Origin of the sequence: Enterococcus avium, assembly GCF_002891025.1 — a bacterium.
Classification (GTDB): domain Bacteria; phylum Bacillota; class Bacilli; order Lactobacillales; family Enterococcaceae; genus Enterococcus_A; species Enterococcus_A avium.
Map to the genome: position 1 here is coordinate 1,070,761 of NZ_NBSL01000003.1, position 26,610 is coordinate 1,097,370.

The window sequence follows — 26,610 nt, forward strand, 5'->3', positions numbered from 1 at the left end:
CAAAAGGTATAAAAAAAGTGCCCGAAACCTGATAAAATCAAGCTTCAGACACTACTTTTGATTTGCTTAAAACATCCCACTAAGCCACAAACTAGCTAATACTACTGCCATTACAGTTATTGTAAATACAATAACGATCACTGTTTTAGAAAGAAAATCTTTTCCGAAGCTTCGCTCTTTTCTTTTCTCCTCTACATCTTCACATTCCATATAAGCGACAATCTCTTTATAAGTTTTGATATTCTTCTCTTTTTTTATTTTCTCGATTTTAAGCGCCGCCCACATACCAACTAGCCACAATACGAACGGGATCAAAAGTCCTATATTCCCAAATAACTTCCAAACAGGTCCGAATAAAATCGCTGCTGCCCCAATTGTTCCCAACATGATATAGCTATACCTGTTCATCTCATCTTTTTTAATCACATTTTTCATAGTTTCCACGTCTCCTTTGACAAGTTCATCTAAAGTTACGTCAAAAAGAACACTCAGCAATAACAGATTATGAATATCTGGATAGCTTCGTTCATTTTCCCAATTTGAAATTGTTTGACGAGAAACGTAAATTTTCTCTGATAATTCTTCTTGGGAAAATCCTGCTTCTTCCCTCAATCGTTTAATCTGTTTGCTTAAATTCATCTCATCCGCTCCTTCATCCTCACCATAAGACCTATTGTGGTTTCCCACTAGCAAAACTCTTTATCATAGGCCCTTTTTCCCTTGTCAAAAGTCTTTATCACTCTTATAATCCCTTATTTAACAGTATTTAGGCTTAAAAAACTTACCGTCCAAAGATATTCATCGCACCATGCAGTAGCATGGTTGAATAGCAATTTTTCGTTCGCCAGCGTAGCAATCCTAAATCAATCCGTAGCATAACCCGGTAGTGACTTTCCAGAATAATGCCTCTACTAAATTCGAATCCACCCGCAAAGCAATAGAATCAAAATAGCCTAAATGCCAGATTCCAAATAATACTGACGACACTAAATAAACCGCTGATTCTCGGTTAAAAATAACAGATAACTGTTCCCAAACATAACCGCGGAAGATCAACTCTTCAAAAATCGGGGTAATAATGCTGCTATAAACTAAAAGAATAATTGCCCGAAATCCTTCCGTGAAATTTGATGGTGCTGTTAAAAACAAAAGACAGAAGACTAGACTTCCTACAAGATAAGATCGGCTGAAATTAGTTAGAAAAATACTCAGATCAATCTTTCTGATTCTAAAAAGTACTAGAAAGAGTCCCGTCAAAAGAGCCAAGGCGCTCATGGAAATTAGTCGATCCGAGAAATCTGTTGGTGGCACAAACAGAAAGCAAAGCTGCTTGATACCAAGTCTTAGTAATTGAAAACTTACTAAAGCAGCAGCACAACAGTAAACGATCAATAATCATTATGATGAGGTATTCAACCTTTATCCATGTTGAATACAACTATTTCATCCTCATATTAAAAATCATCATTCAATTAAGATTCCTTCTTATGAGAACTTATCTTCACCACGTTCGATGGATTCAAAAATTGTAATCGGTGGTGTAACCATGCATTTAGAGATCACTTGAGCGATTTCCTCTGGGGATTCTTTCGCACCATTTCTTATCCAGCGTTTAACAATCGCAATCGCTCCATGATAAATAAACTCCTGCTGTAGTTTTTCCAATTCTGTAAATTCATGAGGATTTAAGCGAATTTTTTTCTGAACAGCGGAAATATAGGCTTCTTCCAATTTTTCAATAAAATGTGGACGCCCATGCTCTCCAAGCAAGGTTTGAGCCGTCTCTTTTCGTTCGTATAAGAAATTCATCACAACCAGACACGCTTCCTTGAAAAATCGCTCTACGTGCATCCGTCCATAAACATCGATTTTTTCTGTCACCGCCCAACCAACGTGGTCATTTAGTACCTGTGCAAAATTGGCGTAGATCTCCTCTTCCACTTCTTCCAAAACCGCATACTTGTCTGGAAAATGATGATAAAACGTTCCGCGATTGATTTTGGCTTGTTTTGACAGATTCGCTACAGTGATTTTTTCAAAGCCGATTTCATCCATCATTGAAAAGAAAGTCTCGATGATGTGTAACTTCGTTCTATCCGTTTTATTCGACATGTTTTCTCCCAACAATTTGACTTGATTTGTTGAATTTTTGAACACTAATTCAAAAGGTGATTAACTTTTGAACATACCTTTCTTTATTGTTCATTGTCCAACACCTTATTTCAGCTTAAACTATGAGTCAAGAAAAATCAACACAGTGTTCAATTAGGAGGATTCTTATGAATTATATTCAAGCAGTAAAGCTAAAAAAGAACTATCAAACAGCGACAGCAGAAATTCCCGCATTGATAGATCTTTCCTTTTCGCTCGATAAAGGCGATTTTACAGTTATTCTGGGGCCCAGCGGTTCTGGTAAAACTACTTTATTGAATATTTTAGGCGGGATGGATCAGCCCACCAGCGGTGAATTATTCATTCAGCAGGAGCCGATTCATCGTTACATGGAAAAAGAACTATCAAATTACCGGCGGAAAAATGTCGGATTTATTTTTCAATTTTATAATCTGATTCCCACGTTAACGGCATTAGAGAATGTCGCTATCGCTCAAAAACTTGCCAAAGACTCCTTTCAGGCAAAGGATATCTTGGAAAAGGTTCAGCTCTCCCATCGATTAACGAACTTTCCGCAAGAGCTTTCTGGAGGTGAGCAGCAGCGTGTCTCAATCGCGCGTGCTGTCTGTAAAAATCCTCAGTTGATTTTGTGCGATGAGCCCACGGGTGCATTAGATAGTGAAACAGGAAAGCAAGTCCTGCATTTACTAAAGGAAATGGCCGTCAAGCATGGTCACACCATTATCGTGGTCACCCATAATGCCTCGATCGCACAAATTGCAGATCGCATCATCCATTTAAAGGATGGCAAGATCATTCAAAATACTCGTCAAGAACATCCGCTAGAGATTGATGAGGTGAAGTGGTAATGGTTCGTAAAACCTTACGTGATCTTCGCAAAAACTGGATCAGCTTTCTCTCCGTCTTTTTAATGAGCTTTATTTGTCTATTCATTTTTACGGGTATTTTCCATCTGAGTCAGCAAATGGACGCAACTGGAAAGCAGTTCTCAAAAAATAGTCATTTAGCTGACAGTGCATTAACCATTACAAGTTTCAGCAATCCAAAGGAACAACAAACGAAGAAATTGACCAATGTTTCGCAAGTGACCCGCAGATCAATCGGATACTATCAAAACAATCATTTTTCCTTATCTATCCTAACCTTCAATCACTCTTCCATCAGCAAACCACAGGTGATTCGCGGAGCAAAGCTTTCGCAGCGGACTGGGATTTGGTTGGACGAGGACTTTTTCCAAGCGAATAATTACCAGCTTGGTGATGATTTCTCAATTGAAAAGCAGCAGTACAAAATATTAGGAACCATTCGGCAGCCTGAATTTATCTATCACACGGAGAATGAGGACCAGCCGCTACCAAATCATAAAAAGAGTGGGTATGCGTATTTGTCGGAACAAAGTTTTAATCACTTGCAAATAATTCCTACCCGTCAGCTTTTATTGAAAACAACTGGAGACAACAACACCCCTTGGCTGGAAAATGAGCTATCAGATATTTGGGGAAATAATTACCAGCAATTGAACCAGACACATGACGGGACCGGTCTTTCCATCTTTTTTGACCGTGTGACTCAGATTCAACGTTTAGCTTTTCTTTTTTCAAGTCTGTTTTTATTATTGACGCTAATCACTGTAGAAGCGACAATGCGACGGTTCGTTAAACAGCAGCAATTACAAATCGCCGTTTTGAAGGCTCAGGGCTTTAGTCGCTGGACAATTCTGTTTCATTATTTATCCTTTGGTGTGATCGTAACTTTATTAGGGTCAAGCATCGGCTGTTGTTTGGGACCAAAGCTGCTCTCGCCTGTTTTATTATCCGCAATTGGCAATCAATTCTCTGTCCCTGACTGGTTAGAGGTACAAACAACTTTGGGTTATGCAGGCATTGCACTGATTACTTTGCTTAGCATACTGATTACCTTAATTCCCGTTTTGCCGCTTGTAAGACAGCTTCCGGCGTTCATTATGCAAAAGCAGTCAAATCAACGATTTAAACGGGTTTGGCTGGAACAAACCAATGTTTGGTCTTACCTGCCTTTTTCTCTGCAATGGACGCTGCGAGATATTCAAAGAAATATTCGCCGGGCCGTATTAGGGGTTTTTGGTGCACTGGGCTGTATGCTTTTACTTATTGCCGCTTTTGGAATCAAGGACTCCATTAATTTCTCTCTAGACTCTGTTTTTAATGATACTTATCACTACGAGGAAAAAGTCAGTTTCAAAAAGCCTTTTACTGTTCAAGAAAGAAAATCGACAGTTCAGTCTCTCTCAACCGATTATCAATGGCTAGAAAAGCAGTCAGTAAAGCTATTGAATGAGTCAAAAGAACAGACCGTACAAGCTACGATTGTTTCCAACGGCAACCAGCTGTACTTACCTGAAGTTGATTTGAAGGATTTGACGGGCAACCAGGTTTTTCTTTCTGAAGCATTAGCAAAAAGGCTGAATATTCAAGCAAAAGCGACAATTTATATCAAATTGCAGCAGCAGATTATTCCAGTGTTTATCAAAAGATTGATACCCATTTCATCGCCACAAGGACTATTTTTTTCTCAAAAAACCTGGGAAAATTTGCAGCAGCCCTTCGAACCTCAAAGCCTTTTACTGCCGAAGAACAAAACGGTGATCGAATCCCCTTTGATTACCAGCAGAAACGAAAAGCTTCAACAATTCAAGGACTCTCAAAAGCTGATTGACGGCATTCTTATGATTGTTTCTTTATTGATTTTAGCAGCATTGACCTTAGGAATTACGATTATGATGAACTGTCATTTGCTGATTTTTTCCGAACGTTTTATTGAATTTGCTACGCTAAAAGTGTTAGGCTTTACAAAACAGGAAATCCTTTCATTGTCGTTTTTAGAGACCTCCTTATTAACACTATTGGGCTGGTTGTTAGGTGTCCCTGCCGGACGGCTGTTTCTCAATGCTTATGTAGCAATGGTTTCGACTGACCAGCAGCAGTACTTGCCGCATATTACATTTCAAAGTATGATGATTGCTAGTCTTGTCTTATTTATCTGTATGTTGTTGGTTCAACTGTATTTAAATCGCCGAATCAATCGAATCGATTTTGCTACCGCTTTGAAACCAGCCGAATAAAAAAATCTCCTAGCGTATCATTTTACGCTAGGAGATTTTTATTTTATTCAGCTTTTGAACGGCGTACATAGTTTTGGTAAAGGATAATACCAACTACAGTAAATCCAACTGGACCTGCGATCATCCATAATGTATCGCGAGCGCCAGCACCTTCGATGATTGGTTGGAAAATCGTGAAGACATTCGCACCCAATACTAATAAGAAGACGACAACACTGATGATCATTGTCATGCTCTTAGACTTGTACACTTCAAACGGACGATCCAAACCTTGTTTTTGCTTGAATTTAGGGAACGCATAAATCAAGAACAAGTAAGGCAATGTCATTGAAACGTTCGCCATCAATGTCAAAATATTGTAGAATGCTGATGGATCTGGTGTAGCGAATGAAGCGATCAAAATAATCGCAACAACGATCGCACATTGAACCCACATAGCAAAGCTTGGCATTCCATTTTCATTCAATTCAGTAAATTTCTTAGGCCATAATTTTTTCGGTGTTCCCATAATCAACGTCTTCAATGGTGAATACGTCAATGTAAAGAACGCACCGCTATATGCTAAGAACATACCTAGACCAGTATAACGAGCAAACCAATTACCCATACTGATGGCAGCGCCGTGTCCTAGACCCATCGCATCACCTAAAACGTAACCTAAGTTGTTCATCATTACATAAGAAATATTTCCTAAGTTGGTTGAATCACCAGATAAAACATCTTGCCAATTGGTACTTACACCCCATAAGAAGATCCCTAATGCATAACCAACAGAGATGATCAATGCAGAAAGTACGACACCTTTAGGGAAAGTTTTTTCAGGGTTCTTAGTTTTATCAACCATGCCCCCAACAGCTTCCAAACCACCATAAGCAAAGATTGCGAATACCGCGAATCCTAACAAGCCGATTGGGCTTTGATAGCTAGGATTTGGTGAATGTAAAATGTGGTTAAATGGTTGCGCTAAATGCCCCCCATTTAATACCAAAATAATACCAGAAATTACGATTAAAACAACGTTTAAACTTGTTACCGCAATCCCACCTAAGCTAGTGATTTTAACGATTCCCTTGACCCCTTTAATTGAGACCAATGTTACGATGATCATCCAAACACATGCCAGCAAACCAACTACTTGAGTCGAGTTCATACCCAACATATGTAATTTTTGCGTTTGGTCACTCCCAGCAAATGCTGTGGTAAAAGGAATCCAAACTTTAGATGATGTAGAAACCATCCAGACAACGTAAGAAGCAAACCACATAAACGTTCCGATAAATGCAAAACGTGGTCCTACGCTGACCTCCAGCCATTTGTACATCCCACTATTTTCGCCTTTGATCGTTGAACCGAATTCCGCCATCATCAATGCAAATGGAATAAAAAATAGAATTGCTGCGATAACGTAAAAGACGATTGATCCATAGCCCATTAAGTAAAAGGCTACTGGTCCGTTAGCAAACCCAAATACCGAGGTAAAGATCATCATGACTAACGCAACCAATGTCATGCCTTTCTCTGATTTGGCCATTGAAACCACTCCTATTCAATTTTTCTAGGGTCTTTATTACGTTTGTGCTTCGATCTTGAAATTAGTTATTAATTGAACAAGAACACTGTAAATATAAGAAATCCCTAAATGATACTTTACAATGAAAAAAGACAGAGTGCAAGAATGGAGAAAGTCATTGAATATTCTGACAAATTGCATCAAAACAATTAGGAAAGCTGAAAATCTACGCAACAAATTAAATGATAAAATAACTAGATTAAGAACATTTGAAATGAGTGATTTCAACTTGTTTTTTTATTGTATTTTACTTTTCCTGCTAAAGCACGTTATATCAAACTTAATATCAATATTTAAAAATTAGAAAGCGCTACCTATTAGTCTGTAAATTTTTATTTAAAATTAAAAAAATACAGCTAAAGGTTTGTGTACTCTCTTCTGAATCCTTATTTAAATGAGGATTAATTTTGAAACGATTATTTCCATCGTCTTTTTATGATAATTAGATTTGAATTATTTTATCTAACTACCATTTTATACTCAGCGTTAATCCGTCTAAACCTAAAGATACTTTAATTTTAAATCCGCATTTCTATTTCGATAATTTATTTATGTAAACTTTTATCCATAAAAAAAGAACCTTGCGTTAAGGTCCTTTCTTTACCTTTATAATCAGTCATTTAACTTCTTCCAAAAATTATTTCGGTTGATTAATAGCCATGCCACGGACAGGATCGCCAACCAAATCATGACACCGCCATTTAGCAACACAGGATTAACGTTCATCATGACAGCGACTACATATAAAACGATCAGAATTGCACCAACAAAAAGCGAGCCAAACATCCAAATCATCAGACCATAGTTCCCCACCCCTCGTATAAAAAGTTGGCTGATATTGGTCCATGTCACATTCAACAAACGATAATCTCGGCTAAAAAAGTGAAGTGATAACAGATATGTTCCCCATAATATCCCTGCTATAAAAGGCAGTGATAAGAATATCGGAAACCGCAACACAACAGCTATCAATATACCTACTCCGCCAGCAATCAGCATCTGGATTTTACAGCCAACCCAGAATTTTTGACGAAGATATTTCTCTAGCGACAACGGAAGAGATTGAATAAAAGAAAAATTCTCACGATCCAATGAGATTAGATTACTGACAAAAGAGGTTTGATTAAGCATAATCATCGCAAAAACAATCCCCGCCACAAAGAATACTCCCATAAACTTTGGCGTTAAGGTTTGTAAATTGATCGGACTCGTAGTTACTATTGTCCCAATCATCACAATTGGCATAATTAATGATGAGGTCAAGACCTGCATAATCAAGTTAGGATTTTTCAGTAATTGACGATTGTAGCTTGCCAACAGTTGCTTCAATGATTGATCGGTTTTTCTTTTGCGTTTTGTTGCCGCAGTATGGGAAGCTTCATCGCTGAATTGTTCGTATAAGCTAGGAATTACGAAAAATTTCAATGCCAGCAAAAGTAATCCCGTCACAGCCAACAATACAAGCAAAGTAATAAGCCCAGTTACCGAAAACAGCTCGTGCATAACCCGGTAGAACGGTAGAAAAACCGAAAACGCATGTCTATCGGCTATACCCGTGCTGGAATGATCGACAGAATTTTGGGTGAAATTGATTGCTAAAACCCCGCCAACAGAAACAATCATGGAAAAGCCCAGCATTAAGCTGGTAAATAGCTTTTTATGTCGCCGAAACAGCTTGGTTTTTGTCATTCCAAAAACAATTAAGCTACATAGACTAAATAATAATGTAAAGAAAATAATGAATAGCAGAATAGCTCCCACTACCGCGATTACGATGGAATAGCCGCTTTTATAGGACGTTAGGAAAAATAAAATTAACAACGGCAATAGAAACGGTACAATTGTCATCCCAACTGCCAAAAACTTGGCGACAAAGACCTCCCCTTGCTTGATTGGCAAAGGCAAATAATCCTGCAAATCTTTACTTTCAAAAAAGACATTAAAAATCGCTGAAAGTGATTGGGAGAAACCAATCAAAGCAAACAGCATCATATAATAAGTAAAAAAGCCAGGCAATTTTGAAAAATCAATCATCACCATAGTTGCTCCATAAATCAACAGAAAGATTACTCCAGACATTAAATACTGTTGAACGATACTACGAATGACTTTCTTGCCCTTATGCCCTTTTTTTCGAATTTGATTGGTGGAAGATGGATTGACATACAGCATGTTGACTGCAATCAAGCGTTTGATGATTTGACTATTCATGGGCAGGCTCCTCAATTTCAGTAATCAAGTCCCCATCAGCTTGGCGTCCAGCCATTTTGAGGTAGACACTTTCTAGTGATTCATTTGGATAATCCTGCAATAAATTGTCCACGGAACCGTTATAGATCAGCTCACCTTTTTTCAAAATTGCCAGTTCGTCGCACAATTGCTGTGCGGTGTCTAAGACATGCGTCGAAAAAATCACTGTGTTGCCCTTTTCGGCATGGCGTTTAATCATTTCCTTCAAATCAAATGCCGCCTGCGGGTCTAAGCCCTGCAACGGTTCATCTAAGATCCAAATATCGGGATCTGGCAGTAAGGCTCCAATAATGATCGTTTTTTGCCGCATGCCGTGAGAAAAGCTTTCCAATGTTTCATCTTCGTGACCAACTAAATCAAATAAATCGATCAGCTCTTGTCGGCGATGCTCCTGCCCCTTCAGATCATAAGCCGCCGAGATTAAATCCCAATACTCATTGGCTGTTAATTGTAAAAACATATCTGGCGAATCCGGTACATAGGCGATCTTCTTCTTAATTGCTAATCGATCCGTCTTCAAATTCTTTCCATCAAACAAAATCTCACCACTCGTAGGCTCAATAATACTCACTAAACTTTTGATCGTTGTCGATTTTCCTGCCCCATTATGGCCTAAAAAGCCGAAAATCTCACCGGCCTTAATCGTTAAGCTTAAATTATCTAACGCTTTTTTCTGATCATATATTTTTGTTACACCTTTTAATTCAATCATTTTGTCGCCCCCTTATTCATTCACTATACGAGAAAAGCTTCGCCATGACAATAAACGAAAAGAAAAAAACACTCAAAAGAGTGCTTTAAGCTGCGACCTAATATCTTTCAAAAATAGATACATCTATACGTAATTTAACGCAAAAAAATCTGAGAAGCTAATTTTAAAACACCCAAGTTCATTTGAGTCACGTTACTATGAAGGATATGAAATCTAAAGGTGAACAACCGTTACTTGATTTTCATGCTCTTTAACAATCGCGACTAAATCCTCTGTTTTTAACCATACGGTTGCTGTATTATCGTTCGGATGAACACCAATAAGTCCTGGTTCTTCAAAGAAATCGGCATCAATAAAGAAGTGTACTTTGTGTTCTGAATCATTTAAAATTCCAAAAGGGCTCACCGCGCCTGGAATTAATCCCATCACTTCCATTAAATCATTCTCCGATGAAAAAGATAATCGTCGCGTGTTGTTTTCCTTTTTGAATTCTTTAAGATCGACCCTTTTATCGCCCTTAACAGTAATTAGATAAAAATTTCTTTTTTTATCATCACGGACAAAAAGGTTTTTTGCATCGGCCTCTGGATATGGTAATGCAATCTCGGAAAGTTCCTCCATGTTGTATACAGCCTGATGTTCCGTCACTTCAAACCAAATATCCTTTTTGCTAAGATAATCCAAAATCTCATTTTTATTCACAATGCTTCCTCCTAACGATCAGTTATGAATAGTTAAAGTATATCATATCCAAATACAGATAAAAAATGAATATTTATAAAAACAGCTTTAATTAGACCCTTTAGTCTTTTAATGGAATCCAAAGCTCAATAATAGAACTGCTTCGATTCCAATGAAATCTTTCGTCATATTTTTCAAAATGTAAAAAGTTCGTTTGTTCCAAGTTCAAACCAAGCTTGGGAATCAGCTTATGGTAAATCTCTTCATATGTAGCGTAGATTTGGTCCATCGCACCTTGATGCTCCACAACCAAATATTTTCCCGCAGGAATATCCTTCAAAATGAATTTCGTTGGATACGCCTTCATTTTTGGGATCGCACAATAATAATAAAGCTGCCCATCTCGCCGTTCCATAAACGCATACTTAGTCCAATTTCCAGTTTGTTGGTTCAATCCATTGCTTTTAAGCTGATAATTAAAACGCGGCCAAAATGATAGACTGCGTTCAAGATTCTTGCTTTTTTGATTTGTCAGCTCCAGTTCTAGTCCAGTAACAGAAAAGGACGCTAATTCTTTTAGCTTATACTTGATCATATCACGACAATCCTTTAATCGTTTTCAATTAGTTTAACTGAAAGATCCGAGAAATGAAATCGCGAAAAGTTAAAAATAGATCTTAAAGCGCCTTTCAAACTTGATTCATAGTAAAATATTAAGTGAAGACCATTATAGAAAAAAAGGGTGAGGAAATGGTAGGAAAAGTGGAAAAGCTGCACCGCGAAATACTCGATTATTATGGTTTATTGGAGCATGAATCGATTTGTGAAATTCGGCATTTTGATACGGGAGAAGAAATATATAGTCAAGGTGTGGAATACAAGCATTTGATGATCGTAGTTTCAGGAAAAGCCAAAGTTTGCGTCAGTGCTCCGAATGGCAAAGACTTGATTTTAGCTCATTATCTTTCTAGAGGGTTGATCGGACACGCGGAATTAATGACTAGAACGAAGTATGCGACCGCTTCCGTCATGACGCTCTCGCCTTTTGAATGTATCCTGATCCCTTTTCAGAGTAAACAGGACAATCTCTTTAAAAATCTGACCTTCATGACGAGAATGACCGAGGATTTAGCGTTGAATATGATCCGAGATTCCTACAACTTTACTTCGAATGTTTTATTTAGCGGCGAGCAGCGACTATGCTCCTATATTGCTCAAGGGGCTTATAAGGATTTTTTTCTTTGATCGATTAACAGATGTTGCCGCGACGGTGGGAATCAGTTATCGGCATTTAATGCGTTTATTAAAAAAATTGGCTGAGGATAACATTTTAAAAAAGGAAAATGGCGGCTTTCAGATTATTGATATGACGCAATTGAAAGCTCGCTCGGCTGAAGGAATACAGGCTAGGTAGTGTTAACTAGCCTGCTTCCATTTGCAATCAGCTTTAGAGTCAGTATTTTCTTGTTGCTGCATTTTGATGGCAGTCGCTAAGATTTGTTCTTTTCGTTGTGCTTCAAGTTCATTGATATGTGCCCAATAGTTTACTTTTGCTCGGGCTTTTTGTTGCTTTCTAACAGCCATAAGCCCAGCAGCAATAAGGATCAATAGTATAAGAATTATCATTTTCAGCACCTCCTATACCCTTATTTTATGGCTTTTGGCGGAAACCAATTAGGACATATGTCACATTTTGCAGGATTTTTTAAATTTGATGGAGATCTTTTTTTAAATCCAGAAAAATCACGCATACGATTCTGCTGAAGAGTCTGTTCACTATATTCAGGAAAATCAATAATTAGAGCTCAAGCCTAATAAACTGGGAAAAGCAGACCACGCAAAAAACTGCCTAACAACAGCTAGGCAGTTTGAGCTTATTTATATAACGGTTCTTTGGTTAGCTCGTGGTCACTGATCCAAAGAACGAGTTCGTCCGCAAGTTCTTCTGTCATCGGAAACGATGCTTCGATCTGTTCTTTTGAGATATGATCCACATGTACGCCTGCTGTAATGACACAATTTCCCGGAATTATTGATTGAATCCTTCCCAATAATATCTTCGTCAGAACATCATCTTTGTGAAATCGGCCATCATGACTGGGAAAACGCTGAATCTGTGTATCGCCTGAAAAAGTCGTTACCGTACCGATATGCGGCGTATCACCGCCATAAAGACACAGCAGCAGATCATTCCCAATCCATTCGGCTTTAAGTGTGATTTCGTAGTCGGCTTTTTTGATAGTAAAGAGTTTACTCACTGTCTTTCCACCGCCTCGAGACGTGGTTCTCAATGCCTAAAGCGTCCATCAGCTTCATTGATTGATGGGCCACGAGATCATCGATTGTTTTTGGCTGGCTGTAAAATGCTGGGATTGCCGGGATGATTTGAACTCCTAATCGGGCTAATTTGGTCAGGTTTTCAAGATGGATCGCATTCAGCGGTGTTTCTCGCGGCACTATGACCAATTTTCTTTGTTCCTTCAACGTCACGTCAGCAGCTCGCGAGATCAAATTATCGCCAAACCCCATCGAAATACCTGCGACAGTTTTCATACTGGCTGGCACGATCACCATTCCATCCGTTAAAAAGGAGCCACTGGCGACCGCAGCACCTAAATCACGATTGCTGTAATGATAATCCAGCATCTCTTCTAATTCTTTCAAGCTAACATCGGATTCCAGCTTCAAATTCTGCTTCGCCCAATCACTAATGATCCCATGAGTCTCGATCGTTGGATCAGCTTTTAGACGTTTGATCAAATCAATCGCGTAGATGATACCAGATGCGCCGGTAATTCCAATCACGATTCTTTTTTTCATCTGCTTCACCTACTCCAAATATTTTTTCCAATCCGCAACTTCTTTAAATTCCGCCCGAATAAAATCATTCTTCAAATCAAATGGCACCGTACCGTCCAAGATCGTTTTACTGCTCATCCCGCGGAAACGAATCGATGCCGGATTATACTCTGGCCGTTCAGACGGATCTAATGGATGATTACGCATTCCCGGCAGCACGATGATATCCTTGTCACCTTGGAAGCGGGTATTCAAGGTCCACATCACATCATTCATGTCGAAAATATCGACATCGCCATCAACCAAAATGACGGTTTTTAATTCTTTAAAAGCGGAAAGTGCCAATATCGCCGCTTGGCGTTGGATTCCTTCATCAGCTTCTGTTTCTTTATGGATCTGTAAAATCGACATTAGCTTTCCGCCGCCTGCTGGAGGATTATAGACGTTCGTTACTTTCCCGGGAATCGCCTTGTCAACTAAATCCAAAATGCTGGCTTCAGTAGGAATCCCCGCCATTGATACGTGTTCTTCGGATGGTCCAATCGTCGTCTGCATGATCGGACGATCTTTGCGATGCGTGATCGCTTTGACTTTTACAACATTGACAGCTGGATTGGCATCGCCGTTATAACCAGGAAATTCCGGCATCGCCTTGCCAGTATTCGTATTGATATCCTCTTGGATCCTTTCGTGAGGTAAAATCTCTGCTTCGATAATAAATTCCGAACGGGCGATCCCAACTTCATCCACTGCAACGCCATCAACTAACTGAACAGGCTCTTGACGCAAAGCCCCGGCGATCCACAATTCGTTGTAGCCCAGCGGTGTGGTTGGCGGCTCGAAGGTCGTGCCGATGGAAATTGCCGGGTCCAACCCAATATTGATCGTGATCGGCATCGGTTTGTTCAATGCTTCATACTGTTTTTGAAAATGTCCGATGTGGCGGCCGCCGGGCATGATATACATCCCGATCGTATCTTCATCCTCCAACACCATACGATGAATCGTGACATCGCTCATACTTTTATCCGGATCAGAGCCAAAAACAACGCCCATTGTAATGTAGGGTCCAGCATCATATTCCGTATTGGTGGGTGCTGCTAAAATTTTGCGAATGTCAAAGCCTTCATCACTGGCTAAATGTACAACTTCTTGAGCCGGCGCTTCAGCTTTAGTCACTTTTACTGGCTTAACTGGATTTTGAACAGAATCCTTCAACAAACGCCCTAGATGTTTCGGATCGTGATGCAGGATCTTACCGACACGGTCGCGGCTGGCGATAATGCCGATCAACACTCGGGTATCTGGGAACCCCTTGACATTGTTGAACATCATGGTTGGTCCTTCTTGCGTCGGGCGTTTGACCGTGCCGCCCGCTCCGATATAACGATAAACCCCGGAAAGCTCTGCATGAGGATCGACCTCTACATTCGTTTCGTGATACTCTCCTGGCATTTCCTGTAATTCAGCTAAAACCTTTCGTAAATCATAAGGTGTCGACATAAAAAAGCCTCCTTGTATTGTTTGATTCAATAAGCTAAGTTTAGGCTCATCAAAGACACAATACAATTCAGCTTTTCGGTTTTATTATTCCACATTGGAATATTTATCTTGCAAATACCTTAAAAATAATTTAGGTGCCGGAGCATCGGCTTCTTCTGAGAGGTAAAAATACAGGTAACTTTCCTGCGTAGGTGCGATTTCGCGTAGAACTAATTGATCTGACAGCGAATTGCCTAATGATTTTTCCATGATTAAGGAGATGCCCAATCCTTGCTCGATCATTTTCAAAATTAAATCGATCCGTGTTCCCTGATAAGTAACTTGCGGTTCAAACCCGACGCTGTGACACAACTCCATCACCGAATAATAAGCTTTAGATGCTTGACCCAGCAGCAAAAAGTTTTCAGCCTGCAAATCAGAAAGAGTGATTGTCGAATTTTTTGCTAAAGGGTGTGCTTTCGGTAAGACCGCCACAAAATGATCCTCTTCTGTGGTGATGTAGTTCTGAGCATTTAATTTATCTAATGAACGAAAGAAATACACACTATTCTTTTCTTCCAGCGGGATACGATCCATCGCCATTGCTTCAGATTCCTGCAAGTTCAAGTGAACCTCGGGATGCTGCCGCAAAAAGCTCGTTAATAGATCAAAGCCCAAATAGTTCGGCATCGTCGGAATTGTGTGAACCGTTAAGACTCGCTCCTTTTTCTCTCGATGTTTAGTTAAATTCGCTTCTAAAATCTGATAATCAGTCACGATTCTTTTGACATCCTCCAAGATCAATTGTCCGTCTTCTGTCAGCTTAATCTGGCGATTGCTGCGATCAAAAAGCTGGATTCCCAATTCCTTTTCCAATGCGTTGATCTTTTTTGAGACATTGCCCTGTGTCATAAAATTGCGCTCTGCTGTTTCCGTATAGTTCAAGGTCTCAGTTAAATCAAAAAAGAGCGTTAATTTTTGCTGATCCATTTCGTCACTCCATTCCATTCAGGAATATTTTAACGCAGACAATCACCTATGCCAAATGGCTGGGTAAAAGGATTATTTTTTGAGCGATAGAGCCTTTGCCATCATCTGATGATAATAAACCTTCATCGCCTCTTCAGTAACTTTCTGGTCAATATCTGTAACAGCGATCCATTTCACATCACTGTTTTCATCTTCTTTGCTTTTGAAGGTTTGATCCTCCTGCGCCATAAATAGATAGGTCGTATTAATATGATTATGCTCCTTAATATACTGACCATTTTTATAATGCGCCGGAACTGGTAAGATATTAAAGGCGAACAAGCCATCGTGCAGTAAATGGTACTCCTTGATTCCAGTCTCCTCTTCTAATTCCTTTTGAGCTACCAACAACAGATCTGCGCAACCATCCGCATGTCCGCCTGTCCAAGAATAAGATTGGTAAATATTATGATAGACCATCAATACTTTGTCATAAGTCGGATTAACTACCCAAGCTGAAGAGGAAAAATGATAGTCTGGATTTTCCCGCGTCAGCAACTGCTCTTGAAATTGCAGTTTTTCCATAAACAGCTTTTTGTCCGCTGCTTCTTCCTCTGTATATGGTTCATATGCTTTGATTGTCTCAATGATTTCTTTCATTTTCCTCTTCCTTCCATAGTCATTCAACTAATTATAACAAGTAAAAAGCTGTGACTACAATTAGCCACAGCCCTTTATTACATTCTATTTTGGTCGAACCGGCAGCCAAACCTGAAATTGCGCATTTTCTGGATTGGCATCCAAATACAATTCAATATCCGGCAACTCATCGTATTCGAACCCAGAAGTTGGCAGCCATTCTTGAAATACTTGCTGCTGCAACTCTTGAATCGCTCCTGGCATTGGTCCAGTTCCTGAGAAAACCGCCCATTTTGCAGCCGAAATTTCATATTGCGCGAATTTCTCGGTCGCTTCTTCACTGACAACGCCAATCACATATTCCCAAGCGTCCTGAACCTCCGAGGTCATCAAGCTTACACCTAAAACGCCTGGTGTTTCTTGATCCATCAGCGGTAGCAGCTTTTGCAGATCTCCGCTAGCACTGACTTCATTCCAAAATTCCGGAATACGCTTTTGCGCTACCTCCATGTCCTGCTCGATTTTCAAACCAAACCCTATCACATGAAATGCTTCTTTGTCGATTAATTGATATTCCATCGCTTGCACACCCTTTACGGTCAATTTGAAGGTCAACATTGGATAGCTAGTCAATTTTACGCCTGATTGCTTGGCTTCCTTAGGTGTGATTCCGTGCACGCCTTTAAACACACGATTAAAGGAAGTTGGAGAATCGTAGCCATATTTCGCAGCAACATCAATGACTTTTTCACCTCGCTGCAAATCTACTCCTGCCAGACTCATCCTCCGGCGGCGAATGTATTCTCCCAACGTTACACCAGCAATATAAGAAAACATCCGCTGATAGTGATAGCTGGAGCATTGAGCTAATTGTGCTGCTCTGTCCAAGTTGATCTCAGCAGCTAAATTCTCCTCCACATAAGCAATACTATTATTGAAATGATCTAACCATTCCATCCATCTTCCTCCTGTTTCTACTATAGTCTGACCAGTAAAGGAATACCTCTTAGAACGTGCCCGCTTTTGCGAGCTAAAAGTTTAATTTTTCTAAGCGATCAAAGGCTTCGGCTAAAACTTCCATCGGCTGAGTTGCGGCCAATCGGATATAATTGTCGCCAACGGTTTCTCCAAAGGCTCTTCCCGGTACGAAGAGCACACCGCTTTTTTCCAAGACCTGTTCAACGAACGTCACTGAATCTAGGCCGCTTTTACTGATATTAATAAAAGCATACATACTTCCAGCAACAGAAGGCAAGGATAAATAAGGAATTTCAGCAACTCTTTTTTCAATATAAGCCAAACGTTCCTTGAACACTTCGACGGTTGGCGGTACGAGTTCCTCATAATGATTCAACGCGTAGATCGCGCCGCGCTGTGAAGCTGTCGGTGCAGAATAAGTAATACTCTCATTGATCATTCCAGCTATTTGATTGATGTATGCTGGTGCGATCATATAGCCTAAGCGCCAACCCGTCATCGCAAAGCCCTTCGATACACCGCTGATAGTGATGGTGTTTTCTGGAGCCAGACGAGCCATGGGTACGAATTTTTCTTTGAAAGCAAAATCCTCGTAGATTTCATCTGAAATAATAAAGAGCTCCTTTTCAATCGCAACTTCAGCGATTTGTTTTAAGGTATTCTCTGAAAAAACCGCTCCCGTTGGATTGTTTGGTGAATTAATAATAATCGCCTTGGTCCGATCAGTGATAGCCGCCTTTAAGTCCTCAACGTCTAACTGGAAGCCATTTTCTTCATAGGTAGGAACAAAAACAGGTTTACCTCCTGATAATACAACCTGTTCACGATAAGGTGAAAAATAGGGTTCATGAATAATCACTTCATCACCAGGATCAAGGAGCACCTGCATGACTAAATACATGGCATGCAATGCGCCAACAGTCGCCCGAACTTGATTGAGTTGAACGTGCATCCCGTATTTTTTTTGATAAAAATCAACGACCGTCATCAGAAATTCTTTGCTGCCATCTGGTGCTGTGTAGTTAGTTGCCCCCTTTTTCACGTCAGCATAAGCTGCTTCGATAATTGCCGGATCAGTAATCAAATCCGGATCGCCAATTGACAAATCAATAATGTTTTCCTTTTCTTTAGCTAAAACGGCGATCTTCATCAGCAAATTTTCTGCCGGCTGCTGGAAGCGTCGCGCGAGTTTACTTTTGTCCATCCTGTGTCCTCCGCTTCTGTTTACAATACTTTATTTAAGAAATCTTGTGTCCGACTGTTTTGCGGGCGCTCAAAGATCTCCTCAGGGGTACCCTCTTCTTGAATGATGCCGTCTGCCATGAAGATCACACGATCCGCCACTTCCTTGGCAAAGCCCATTTCGTGAGTTACCACTACCATGGTCATGCCTTTTTTAGCCAAATCCTGCATAACTGACAGCACCTCGCCGACCATTTCCGGATCAAGCGCTGAAGTTGGTTCATCAAAGAGCATCACATCAGGACTCATCGCCAATGCACGAGCGATCGCCACCCGTTGCTGCTGCCCGCCAGATAAACTAGCAGGATAACTAGTAGCCTTTTCCTTCAAACCAACTTGATCTAACAAGGCTAAAGCTTGTTCTTTGGCTTTTTCAGGGTCTTCTTTTTTTATTTTTACTGGTGTAATCGTTAAATTTTCTAACACACTCATATGGGGAAAGAGATTAAAGCTTTGGAACACCATCCCCATTTTCTGACGAATCTGATCAATATTGCTGTCGGGAGCCGTGATATTTTGCCCCTCAAAAAAGATCTCACCAGAAGTCGGCTCCTCCAGCAAGTTCAAACAACGCAGGATCGTACTCTTCCCGCTTCCTGAAGGCCCGATGATGACCACCACTTCGCCTTCTTTGACCGTCAGATCAATCGACTTTAATACCTCGTTATCGCCAAAGCTTTTTGACAGTTGCTTTACATTAATCATTCAGACCCATTCTCCTTTCAGCAAAACCTAATAGACGAGAAGTGCAGAAGGTCAATACAAAATAAATCAGCGAAACCAGCACATATGGCAGGAATGGCTTGAAGCTGGCACCTTGTACTACACCTGTTTGGAAGATCAGCTCCGACACTCCGATAACGGAAACGACAGAGGATTCCTTGATGATCGTAACGAACTCATTTCCCAATGCTGGCAAAATATTCTTGATCGCCTGCGGGAAGATGATGAAGCGCATCGCTTCTTTTTGATTCATTCCTAAAGAACGTGCTGCCTCCATCTGTCCTTTATTGACCGCATTGATCCCAGCTCGGACAATCTCAGCAACATAAGCCGCGCTATTCAAAGATACAGCGATACAACCAGCTAGTAATTTCGACAAATCTAAGCCTAAAACACCAGTACCGAAGTACACGATAAAAATTTGAACCAATAGCGGGGTGCCGCGGACGTACTCGATGTAAACCACTGCAAGAGCCTTTAAAAGCTTGCTCTTGCTTAGCTTCATCAACGCCAGCAAGCTACCAAAAATCAAACCGAACAAGACACCTACAAAAGCTAATAAGATCGTATATTTGGCGCCATTTAGATAATAAGGGCCATACTTTTGCAGGAAGGATTGCTCATCTTGGAACATCAATTCATTGGCTTCCTTTTGATAGCCCTTCAACAGATCCTTGTCATTGATTGTTTTGATGGATTCGTTGACATGCTTTTTCAATTCTGGTGTATTTTTCGACATCGCAATGGCAGTGACCTTTTCACCCTGTTCAAACTTGACAGGAGCTAAAGCTACATTGTCGCTTTGCTGGACATAAGCCTCCGCGACAGGCTGCTCCAGCACTACCGCTTCGACTTTTTTATTCAATAAATTATTGATCAAGTCAGGAACCTTCTGAAGTGAAGTCGGTTCGGCACCAGTCATTTCATTTTTCACTAGATCTTCTTGCGTCGTTTGTTTTTGTGCACCAACTGCTAAACCATCAAAATCAGCAGTCGTTTTAAATTTATTCTTGTCATCTTTACGAACCAGTACTTTTTGTTGTACGACAAAGTACGGATCAGAAAAATCTACTTCTTTTAGGCGTTCCTCAGTAATAGACATACCAGAAATAACTAAATCAATCTTGCCGGTTTTCAATGCTCCTAATAGTGCGTCAAAACCAAGCTCTTCAATTTTTAATTTGACGCCCATATCCTTTGCGATTTTTTCAGCAATCGAGACATCAAAACCAACAATTTTATCCTTGCCATCCACATCCGCATGGAACTCATAGGGTGCATAATCTGCGGATAATCCAACAACTAACTCCCCGCTTTGTTGAATTCGTTCATAGATTTCATCCTTCTCTGCTCCTTGTGCTTTTGCCGGTAATAAATTCAGCAGCATTAATAGCACTGTGAGTAATGCTCCAACTTTCTTTTTCATCCATTTCGCTCCTTTTGAATAATAATATAAGTATATGAATAATAAGAGAATAAATATTCAAAAATAACTTGCTCTCATACTACCATAACTATTATAATAAAAAAAGATTAATCTAAAAAAATGATGAAAGAAGTTTTTCTATGACAAAACAATTGATCGTGCGAGGCGCCCCGCAAGAATATGAACTGAAAGAAAATGCTTGGGATTCACTTGAATCTCATCTCAATAGAAGAAACATTGAGAATGTCTTGATTCTCCACGGCAAAGTATCCTGGCAGGCTGTAAAAGACTATTTCCCAGATTTATCAATAACAAAAACTTTCCAATATTATGGCGGACAATGTACTGATTCAGCTGCTGAGGATTTTGCGTCTTTATGCAAAAAGGAACAATTTGACGGGATTATCGCTGTTGGTGGTGGAAAGGTCGCCGATCTAGGCAAATTCGTGGCATATAAGGTGAATCTGCCGATTATTATTTTGCCAACCCTAGCCGCAACCTGTGCTGCCTATACCCCGTTAAGTGTGGTCTATAATGAAGAAGGTGTGATGCTGCGCTACGATATTTTTCCTAAAGCCAGCGATCTAGTATTGATTGATCCAGAGATTATCTTACACTCTCCCCGTGAATTGATGATCGCCGGTATTGGGGATACGTTAGCGAAATGGTATGAATCCCACGCGATTATTTCACAATTAACAATCAAACCTGTTGAAGTCCAAGTGGCTGAGTTTGCGGCGCAGAAATGTCGTGAAATTCTTTTAACAAAGAGCATGGAGGCATTAGCATCGATGGATCAGAAGCGACTCAATCAAGCTTTTGTCGATGTAGTTGAAGCCAATATTTTATTAGCTGGAATGGTGGGTGGTTTTGGTGATGAATATGGACGAACAGCTGGTGCCCATTCGATTCATGATGCACTGACGGTACTACCGGACAGTCATCAGCAGCTTCACGGAAACAAAGTCGCCTATGGCATTCTAGTACAGCTGATGATTGAAAATAATCTAACGGAGATTGAACGTTTGCTTCCTTTTTATCGTCAATTAGCTCTTCCGACAAGCTTAACCGATATGCATCTACAATTAACCGAGAAGGACTATCAAGCTGTAGCTGAACGGGCCAGCACTCCTGGCGAAATGATTCATCTAATGAAAGAAACAATCACACCAGAACGAATTATTCGCAAAATGAAAGAATTAGAGACGTTAACCAGCAGCTAAATAAAATCTACTGCAAGTTAAAACATCGATCAAAGCATAGACAAAAAAGACATTCTAAACGACTCATCTGGTCGTTTAGAATGTCTTTTATCAATACTTGCCGAAATATCCTTATTAAAATATCTTTCCCGTTCGTATAGCATAAATAGTTAAGGAAATCAGGATGAACAACGCCAACATCTCTAGTAGAAAGTCGGTGGTTTTTACTTCGTTTTTCGAAGTGTTCTTCTCTCGTTTCATTGCGCTATTAGGGGCCTCCTTATTTTTACAATGCAAGGATAGCAAACCATTGGTATAGGCGCGTAACAATTCATAATGAATTTCATTAGAATATCATTAACGAAACCTAATCCGATTCGACTTTATTTTCGAACAATTTTCCTTTTGCGTTTCTGAAAATCAACGTTACGCTTAGTAGTTCAATTACTTGCATCAGCGGTACCCCTGCACCTGTGTAGAAAAACATAAATAAGCCTCTTCCGCCGGGTGCCCAGGTCGCAAACCATGAAACGCCAAATAGATACACGGTATAGGTCAACAATACACCAAGGAAAATAATCAAATAATCCGCTAAAACCGGCCGATTTCTTTTCTTTTTAAAGTAAGCAATTGTGAACAACAAGATAGCGCCTAAGCTCGCAAGCAATAGTATTGGTGAAATAATCCGATAAATCCAGATAATCCCGTTTATCACAAATACAAACGGTTTTGTTCGCCGCTCCTCTGCCTCCATTCCCTCTTTTAAAGTAGAAACAGATTTGACATTGATTAAGTCTAGAACAACTTCAGCTGGTTGATTTTCTACAAAGATTGATCCGCCATAGCTCGTTTGATAGCTTCGATAAAATGTGGTTTCAATAACACCTGCCCCAATATAGTTACATACCTTTCGCATATCTTCAAGCTTTTTCCCATTGCTTTGTTTCGAGACAAAGAACATATTTTTCCTATTCAACTTGCCTGACTCAAAACCCTCTTCCAGCTCCTGGGAGATTTTTTTAAAGACTTTTTCATTTGCTTTGCCGTCCTTGTAGAGACCTTCTCTCTGAAACATTTCACGTAAGCCCCAAACAAACATATCACCAGGCAGCTCACCATTTTTTACTGGCCAAGAATCCGGCCAAATTGATTCACTATAGATCCAATTGATTCCCTTTTTGTATTTGGCAAATGTTGGGGACACTTTTTGTGCCTTATCAAACGTCTTTTTTGACACCCAAATTCCGCTGTCTTCAGCAACCACTTCAGAATCAAAGCTGCTATTGTCAATTTGAATCAGATTTTCTGTCATTCTGGCAAATGAGGTCTTTGTCCGATCATTGGTGGTAAAGATTCCATAATGCTCATAATTGATTTTTGAAATGACCAAAGATTCGCCTGCGGTTAACAGCACAGGTGCTAGTAAAAGTAGGATATTTCCAATTAATCTCGTTTTACTCGTTTCTTTAAGCAGCATCCAAAAATTTCTAAAGCCCTCTTTGAATGATGAGCCAAGCGAGGAATGCTTTACAATAATTCCAAATAACGTACAAACGGTCGCGACAGCATATAAGGGCACTAGCCAAATAGAATCCTCACGCAAAAACCAAAAGAAAGGAAAAGCCGCCATCAGTATGACGGCCCATGGGAGACGTTTTCTGAGTGCTTCTTTTCTTCGTAAGAAATGACCAAGTATTCCGGCTAATACGAATAACACAACCGCAAAAACCAAACTATTTCGATAAACCCTTAATGAAAAATCTGAGGTAAATGTAGCCGGTGAATAGCTGAAAAATAGAAAGCCCAGTCCGCTTAAGTATCGATTCTTGATCAACGGCGCCAATGCCTTCACAATCGCAAAGGACGCTGCCATATTCACTAAACACAAAAACAGCGGATAAGACAATTTTGAAAAATGATTCACAATAAGGAAGAAAGTAAAAGATAATCCCTTAGTCAAAGTCCCCGTGCCATAAGGGCCTAACCATTTTCCCGCTAAAATAGTTAATGCTTGATTGATAGAAAGTGCATCGTCATACCCTGCCTGCATATAAATTTTGACTGGCATTTCCACGGCTAACACAACACGCACGATTATAGCAACAATAATGAGAAAGGCAAATAGTCTTCCTTTTGCTAGTGTATTCAGTGTGAATTGGTTCTTTCTGCTCATAATTTAGAGAAAGGGATAAAAGGCGGCATTTCCCCTTTTACCTCCGTTAAAAATTTTTGCAGCCAAATGACATCCAGCCATTGATCAAATTTATACCCGATTTTAGGGAAATTAGCCACTTGCTGGTAGCCAAGCTTCTTATGAAAATCGATACTGGCTTGATTGCCGCCAGTAATACACGCTGTTAAAATCGCGACATTCTGCTTTTTCAAGGTTTGTTCTAATGAGCGGTACAAAAGCTTTCCCGCTCCGTTACCGCGTTTTTGCCGATCAACATAGACACTTACCTCTACTGCCCAATCATAGGCAGCGCGTTCTTTATACGCATGGGCATAAGCGTAGCCTAAGATTACGCCGTTGTCTTCGGCTACAAAGTACGGATATGTAGTCACCGTTTCCGCTATTCGCTGGGCAAAATCTTCCTCACTGGGGACAGCATAATCAAATGTGATCGTTGTTTCCTTCACGTAGGGCGCATAAATTGCTGCTACTGCTGTTGCGTCTGCTGGTGTTGCTACTCGAATTTCAATCATCCTAGACCTCCTCGCTGGTTCAATTCTATCACTCTGATAAATAAAAAAACACCCTTGTATATTAGAGTTAGGGTTTTAACCTTCCGGTTTTGATTGGATAACCCTATGAACCATCGTTATTTTAATTTGGTATTAACTCATTTCTTTTGAGATAATATATTTATTGGATTGAGAGGCTAAGCCGTTCCCCCCTTGGGTCATTGAACCCGCACTCGAGAGACTGGCTCCTCTCTCTGATAAGTGGATTGCGTATGAGTTAGATGTTGAAAGTCCTTACTTTACTCCGTATCTCGTACAAGGTAGTGACGCTTTTCAGTTGAGTGGATTTCAATCCAAAATTCTTTTTTTGAAAGGTCAGATATACATGTACTTTTTAGGCATTGATATCGGTAAACGCACTCACGTTGCTTCTATCATGAACGAGGAAGGAAAGGTATTACTAAAAGGTTTTTCATTTCCTAACACCACTGAAGGAGCAGAGTCATTAATTGAGCGAATGGTCGACTATTCCGGAGCACCCAGTGACTTTGTTATAGGGATGGAAGCCACGGGGCACTATTGGCTGTCCATCTTTTCATACCTTCACGAATCAGATTATTTGATTCACGTTGTGAATCCCCTTCAAACAGACGGATGGCGTAAAGGTACAGAAATACGGAAACGAAAAAACGATATTATTGATTCTGTTTTGATTGCTGACTTAATGCGCTATGGCTCATTTGTCGAAACGGTCTTATCCGATGAAAATGTTTTTTCTTTGAAACAACTTTCTCGTTACCGAACTTATTTAGTAGGTACAGCGAGCGACTTCAAAAGAAAAATTATAGCCGTATTGGATCAAGTCTTTCCAGAATACGCGACGATTTTTACCAAGCAGGGCGTTTTCGGAAAAGCTTCTAAAGAGTTATTGCTGGCGTTTAGTGCCCCGATCGACTTAGAAAACATTTCCTCAGAAACTTTGGCCCAATACTTAGCTGAGTTAAGCAGGAACCGAATCAAGGCAGAAAAAGCGGACCAATTGAAGCAAGCAGCTTCTAACTCCTTTGGAGTAAAATTTGCTCAAGAAGCGTTCACCTTCCAACTACGTTCAATGATTGAACAATTAAAATTCATTGAAAGCCAAATAAAGGAAACGGAAAGAGAAATCAAGCACATAATGGACACTTTAAATTCTGTTATTCTCACAATTCCTGGAATTGGTCCTATAAACGGTGCGACTATTCTTGGTGAGATCGGAGATATTCAAAAATTTTCTAACCCGAAAAAACTCGTTGCTTACGCTGGGATAGACGCTTCCGTGACACAATCAGGGCAATATGAGGCAACGCATAATGTTATGAGTAAACGAGGGTCTCCATATTTGCGAAAAGCCTTGTTTTCGGCGGCTTTAGTAGCTTCTCAATGTGATCCTGTTTTTAGTGCGTTTTACCAGAAAAAAGTTTCCGAAGGAAAACATCATCTAACTGCCTTAGGTGCGGTTTCTCGTAAGCTTTGTTACGTGATTCATGCTATTTTGACTAAAAACGAGCCTTATATAATTGTTTCTGATTAGCTATTGAACATTCAAAAAAACTAATGGTAAGAAGCTTATTTGTTGTACCCTTTTTTCGGAATTATCTGTTATAAAATATTTTTTGATTTGGCTAATTTTTACTTGACTCTATATAGTTAGTCTCTCTATAAAAATTACCGCTAGACAGGTATTATCCTTCCTGTTTCTGTAGTAACTTGCGCCTATATGAATCATTTACTTCATTCGAGCATCATAAAAAACTGTTAACAATAACATAGCTAGTTTCTCTAGTAACGGCAATTTGTTCTACCAGACTGTTTTCCGCCGTGTTTATCCTCGATTTAGATTAAAAATAAATGTCAATTCTTTAATCTTTTAACCGTTAGTTTTATTCCCTCCTAATGGTTATTTTCAACTGAGTATGCTTAGATAGAAGAAGTGTGTCTCAAAAAATTCAATTTCGGCTTTCCCCTTTCTTGAAACAT

26 protein-coding genes are annotated in these 26,610 nt (G+C 39.9%); 6 read left to right on the forward strand and 20 right to left on the reverse strand.

Features of this window, described 5'->3' with window-relative positions; translation table 11 throughout:
• Positions 1–66 precede the first annotated feature (66 nt).
• From AUF14_RS20730 to AUF14_RS20740, 3 genes are all read right to left on the reverse strand, one after another.
• On the reverse strand, positions 67–639 hold the full coding sequence (locus AUF14_RS20730) for a helix-turn-helix domain-containing protein (protein WP_102866625.1): 573 nt from the start codon (positions 637–639) through the stop codon (positions 67–69).
• A gap of 219 nt (positions 640–858) precedes the next feature.
• Positions 859–1,149: a CPBP family intramembrane glutamic endopeptidase gene (locus tag AUF14_RS22995; RefSeq protein ID WP_227656415.1), complete on the reverse strand. Its 291-nt coding sequence runs from the start codon at positions 1,147–1,149 to the stop codon at positions 859–861.
• Positions 1,150–1,485: 336 nt separating this feature from the next.
• Positions 1,486–2,112 (reverse strand): TetR/AcrR family transcriptional regulator, encoded by a 627-nt coding sequence (locus AUF14_RS20740; protein ID WP_016178290.1) that lies wholly within the window; start codon positions 2,110–2,112, stop codon positions 1,486–1,488.
• Positions 2,113–2,279: 167 nt separating this feature from the next.
• Here AUF14_RS20740 and AUF14_RS20745 point away from each other — a divergent pair, with 167 nt between their 5' ends.
• Together AUF14_RS20745 and AUF14_RS20750 are read left to right on the forward strand one after the other, a co-directional pair.
• The gene (locus tag AUF14_RS20745) at positions 2,280–2,981 is read left to right on the forward strand and encodes an ABC transporter ATP-binding protein (protein ID WP_102866626.1); all 702 of its coding nucleotides are present in this window, start codon (positions 2,280–2,282) and stop codon (positions 2,979–2,981) included.
• On the forward strand, positions 2,981–5,233 hold the full coding sequence (locus AUF14_RS20750) for an FtsX-like permease family protein (RefSeq protein WP_102866627.1): 2,253 nt from the start codon (positions 2,981–2,983) through the stop codon (positions 5,231–5,233). The genes AUF14_RS20745 and AUF14_RS20750 overlap by 1 nt, the downstream gene beginning before the upstream one ends.
• Before the next feature lie 43 nt (positions 5,234–5,276).
• Here AUF14_RS20750 and yjeM read toward each other — a convergent pair whose 3' ends face one another.
• The 5 genes from yjeM to AUF14_RS20775 form a co-directional block, all read right to left on the reverse strand.
• The gene (gene yjeM / locus AUF14_RS20755; protein WP_016178287.1) at positions 5,277–6,764 is read right to left on the reverse strand and encodes a glutamate/gamma-aminobutyrate family transporter YjeM; all 1,488 of its coding nucleotides are present in this window, start codon (positions 6,762–6,764) and stop codon (positions 5,277–5,279) included.
• Positions 6,765–7,415: 651 nt separating this feature from the next.
• Positions 7,416–9,014, reverse strand: coding sequence for an ABC transporter (locus AUF14_RS20760; protein ID WP_102866628.1), 1,599 nt, complete (start codon positions 9,012–9,014; stop codon positions 7,416–7,418).
• A complete protein-coding gene (locus tag AUF14_RS20765) occupies positions 9,007–9,765 on the reverse strand; it encodes an ABC transporter ATP-binding protein (protein ID WP_102866629.1) in 759 nt (252 codons plus the stop codon). Before AUF14_RS20765 ends, AUF14_RS20760 begins: the two co-directional genes overlap by 8 nt.
• A gap of 213 nt (positions 9,766–9,978) precedes the next feature.
• The gene (locus tag AUF14_RS20770; protein ID WP_049218291.1) at positions 9,979–10,467 is read right to left on the reverse strand and encodes a prolyl-tRNA synthetase associated domain-containing protein; all 489 of its coding nucleotides are present in this window, start codon (positions 10,465–10,467) and stop codon (positions 9,979–9,981) included.
• A 100-nt stretch (positions 10,468–10,567) separates the two neighbouring features.
• Complete coding sequence (locus AUF14_RS20775; protein ID WP_102866630.1) at positions 10,568–11,041, reverse strand: GyrI-like domain-containing protein; 474 nt, start codon at positions 11,039–11,041, stop codon at positions 10,568–10,570.
• 155 nt (positions 11,042–11,196) lie between these two features.
• On the opposite strand from AUF14_RS20775, the gene AUF14_RS20780 reads away from it, so the two are divergent.
• Together AUF14_RS20780 and AUF14_RS23000 are read left to right on the forward strand one after the other, a co-directional pair.
• A complete protein-coding gene (locus AUF14_RS20780; RefSeq protein ID WP_227656416.1) occupies positions 11,197–11,691 on the forward strand; it encodes a Crp/Fnr family transcriptional regulator in 495 nt (164 codons plus the stop codon).
• 25 nt (positions 11,692–11,716) lie between these two features.
• Positions 11,717–11,860 carry a hypothetical protein gene (locus AUF14_RS23000; RefSeq protein ID WP_227656417.1) on the forward strand — a complete coding sequence of 48 codons (144 nt, stop codon included), beginning with the start codon at positions 11,717–11,719 and terminating at the stop codon, positions 11,858–11,860.
• Positions 11,861–11,862: 2 nt separating this feature from the next.
• Here AUF14_RS23000 and AUF14_RS20785 read toward each other — a convergent pair whose 3' ends face one another.
• The 10 genes from AUF14_RS20785 to AUF14_RS20830 form a co-directional block, all read right to left on the reverse strand.
• Positions 11,863–12,072: a hypothetical protein gene (locus AUF14_RS20785; RefSeq protein WP_016178281.1), complete on the reverse strand. Its 210-nt coding sequence runs from the start codon at positions 12,070–12,072 to the stop codon at positions 11,863–11,865.
• Between the two features lie 248 nt (positions 12,073–12,320).
• Positions 12,321–12,704, reverse strand: coding sequence for a prenylated flavin chaperone LpdD (gene lpdD, locus AUF14_RS20790; RefSeq protein ID WP_102866631.1), 384 nt, complete (start codon positions 12,702–12,704; stop codon positions 12,321–12,323).
• A complete protein-coding gene (locus AUF14_RS20795) occupies positions 12,697–13,266 on the reverse strand; it encodes a UbiX family flavin prenyltransferase (RefSeq protein WP_070503358.1) in 570 nt (189 codons plus the stop codon). The genes lpdD and AUF14_RS20795 overlap by 8 nt, the downstream gene beginning before the upstream one ends.
• Before the next feature lie 9 nt (positions 13,267–13,275).
• Positions 13,276–14,748: a UbiD family decarboxylase gene (locus tag AUF14_RS20800; RefSeq protein WP_102866632.1), complete on the reverse strand. Its 1,473-nt coding sequence runs from the start codon at positions 14,746–14,748 to the stop codon at positions 13,276–13,278.
• Between the two features lie 84 nt (positions 14,749–14,832).
• On the reverse strand, positions 14,833–15,717 hold the full coding sequence (locus AUF14_RS20805; protein WP_070503362.1) for a LysR family transcriptional regulator: 885 nt from the start codon (positions 15,715–15,717) through the stop codon (positions 14,833–14,835).
• A gap of 72 nt (positions 15,718–15,789) precedes the next feature.
• Entirely contained in the window at positions 15,790–16,356 is a 567-nt protein-coding gene (locus AUF14_RS20810; protein WP_070503364.1) for an NUDIX hydrolase, read from the reverse strand.
• An 84-nt stretch (positions 16,357–16,440) separates the two neighbouring features.
• Complete coding sequence (locus AUF14_RS20815; RefSeq protein ID WP_070503366.1) at positions 16,441–17,292, reverse strand: AraC family transcriptional regulator; 852 nt, start codon at positions 17,290–17,292, stop codon at positions 16,441–16,443.
• A 73-nt stretch (positions 17,293–17,365) separates the two neighbouring features.
• On the reverse strand, positions 17,366–18,517 hold the full coding sequence (locus AUF14_RS20820) for a pyridoxal phosphate-dependent aminotransferase (RefSeq protein ID WP_070503369.1): 1,152 nt from the start codon (positions 18,515–18,517) through the stop codon (positions 17,366–17,368).
• 20 nt (positions 18,518–18,537) lie between these two features.
• Positions 18,538–19,260, reverse strand: coding sequence for an amino acid ABC transporter ATP-binding protein (locus AUF14_RS20825; protein WP_016178273.1), 723 nt, complete (start codon positions 19,258–19,260; stop codon positions 18,538–18,540).
• Positions 19,253–20,704, reverse strand: a complete 1,452-nt coding sequence (locus AUF14_RS20830) for an ABC transporter substrate-binding protein/permease (protein WP_016178272.1) — start codon at positions 20,702–20,704, stop codon at positions 19,253–19,255. The genes AUF14_RS20825 and AUF14_RS20830 overlap by 8 nt, the downstream gene beginning before the upstream one ends.
• 140 nt (positions 20,705–20,844) lie before the next feature.
• Between AUF14_RS20830 and AUF14_RS20835 the strand changes: the two genes are divergently transcribed.
• On the forward strand, positions 20,845–21,927 hold the full coding sequence (locus AUF14_RS20835) for an iron-containing alcohol dehydrogenase family protein (protein ID WP_070503371.1): 1,083 nt from the start codon (positions 20,845–20,847) through the stop codon (positions 21,925–21,927).
• Positions 21,928–22,273: 346 nt separating this feature from the next.
• Here the strand turns inward: AUF14_RS20835 and AUF14_RS20840 are convergent, their stop codons facing one another.
• Together AUF14_RS20840 and AUF14_RS20845 are read right to left on the reverse strand one after the other, a co-directional pair.
• The gene (locus AUF14_RS20840) at positions 22,274–24,079 is read right to left on the reverse strand and encodes a hypothetical protein (RefSeq protein ID WP_102866633.1); all 1,806 of its coding nucleotides are present in this window, start codon (positions 24,077–24,079) and stop codon (positions 22,274–22,276) included.
• On the reverse strand, positions 24,076–24,612 hold the full coding sequence (locus AUF14_RS20845; RefSeq protein WP_065422889.1) for a GNAT family N-acetyltransferase: 537 nt from the start codon (positions 24,610–24,612) through the stop codon (positions 24,076–24,078). The genes AUF14_RS20840 and AUF14_RS20845 overlap by 4 nt, the downstream gene beginning before the upstream one ends.
• A 364-nt stretch (positions 24,613–24,976) precedes the next feature.
• Between AUF14_RS20845 and AUF14_RS20850 the strand changes: the two genes are divergently transcribed.
• Entirely contained in the window at positions 24,977–26,164 is a 1,188-nt protein-coding gene (locus tag AUF14_RS20850; RefSeq protein WP_002297293.1) for an IS110 family RNA-guided transposase, read from the forward strand.
• Positions 26,165–26,610: the final 446 nt, after the last annotated feature.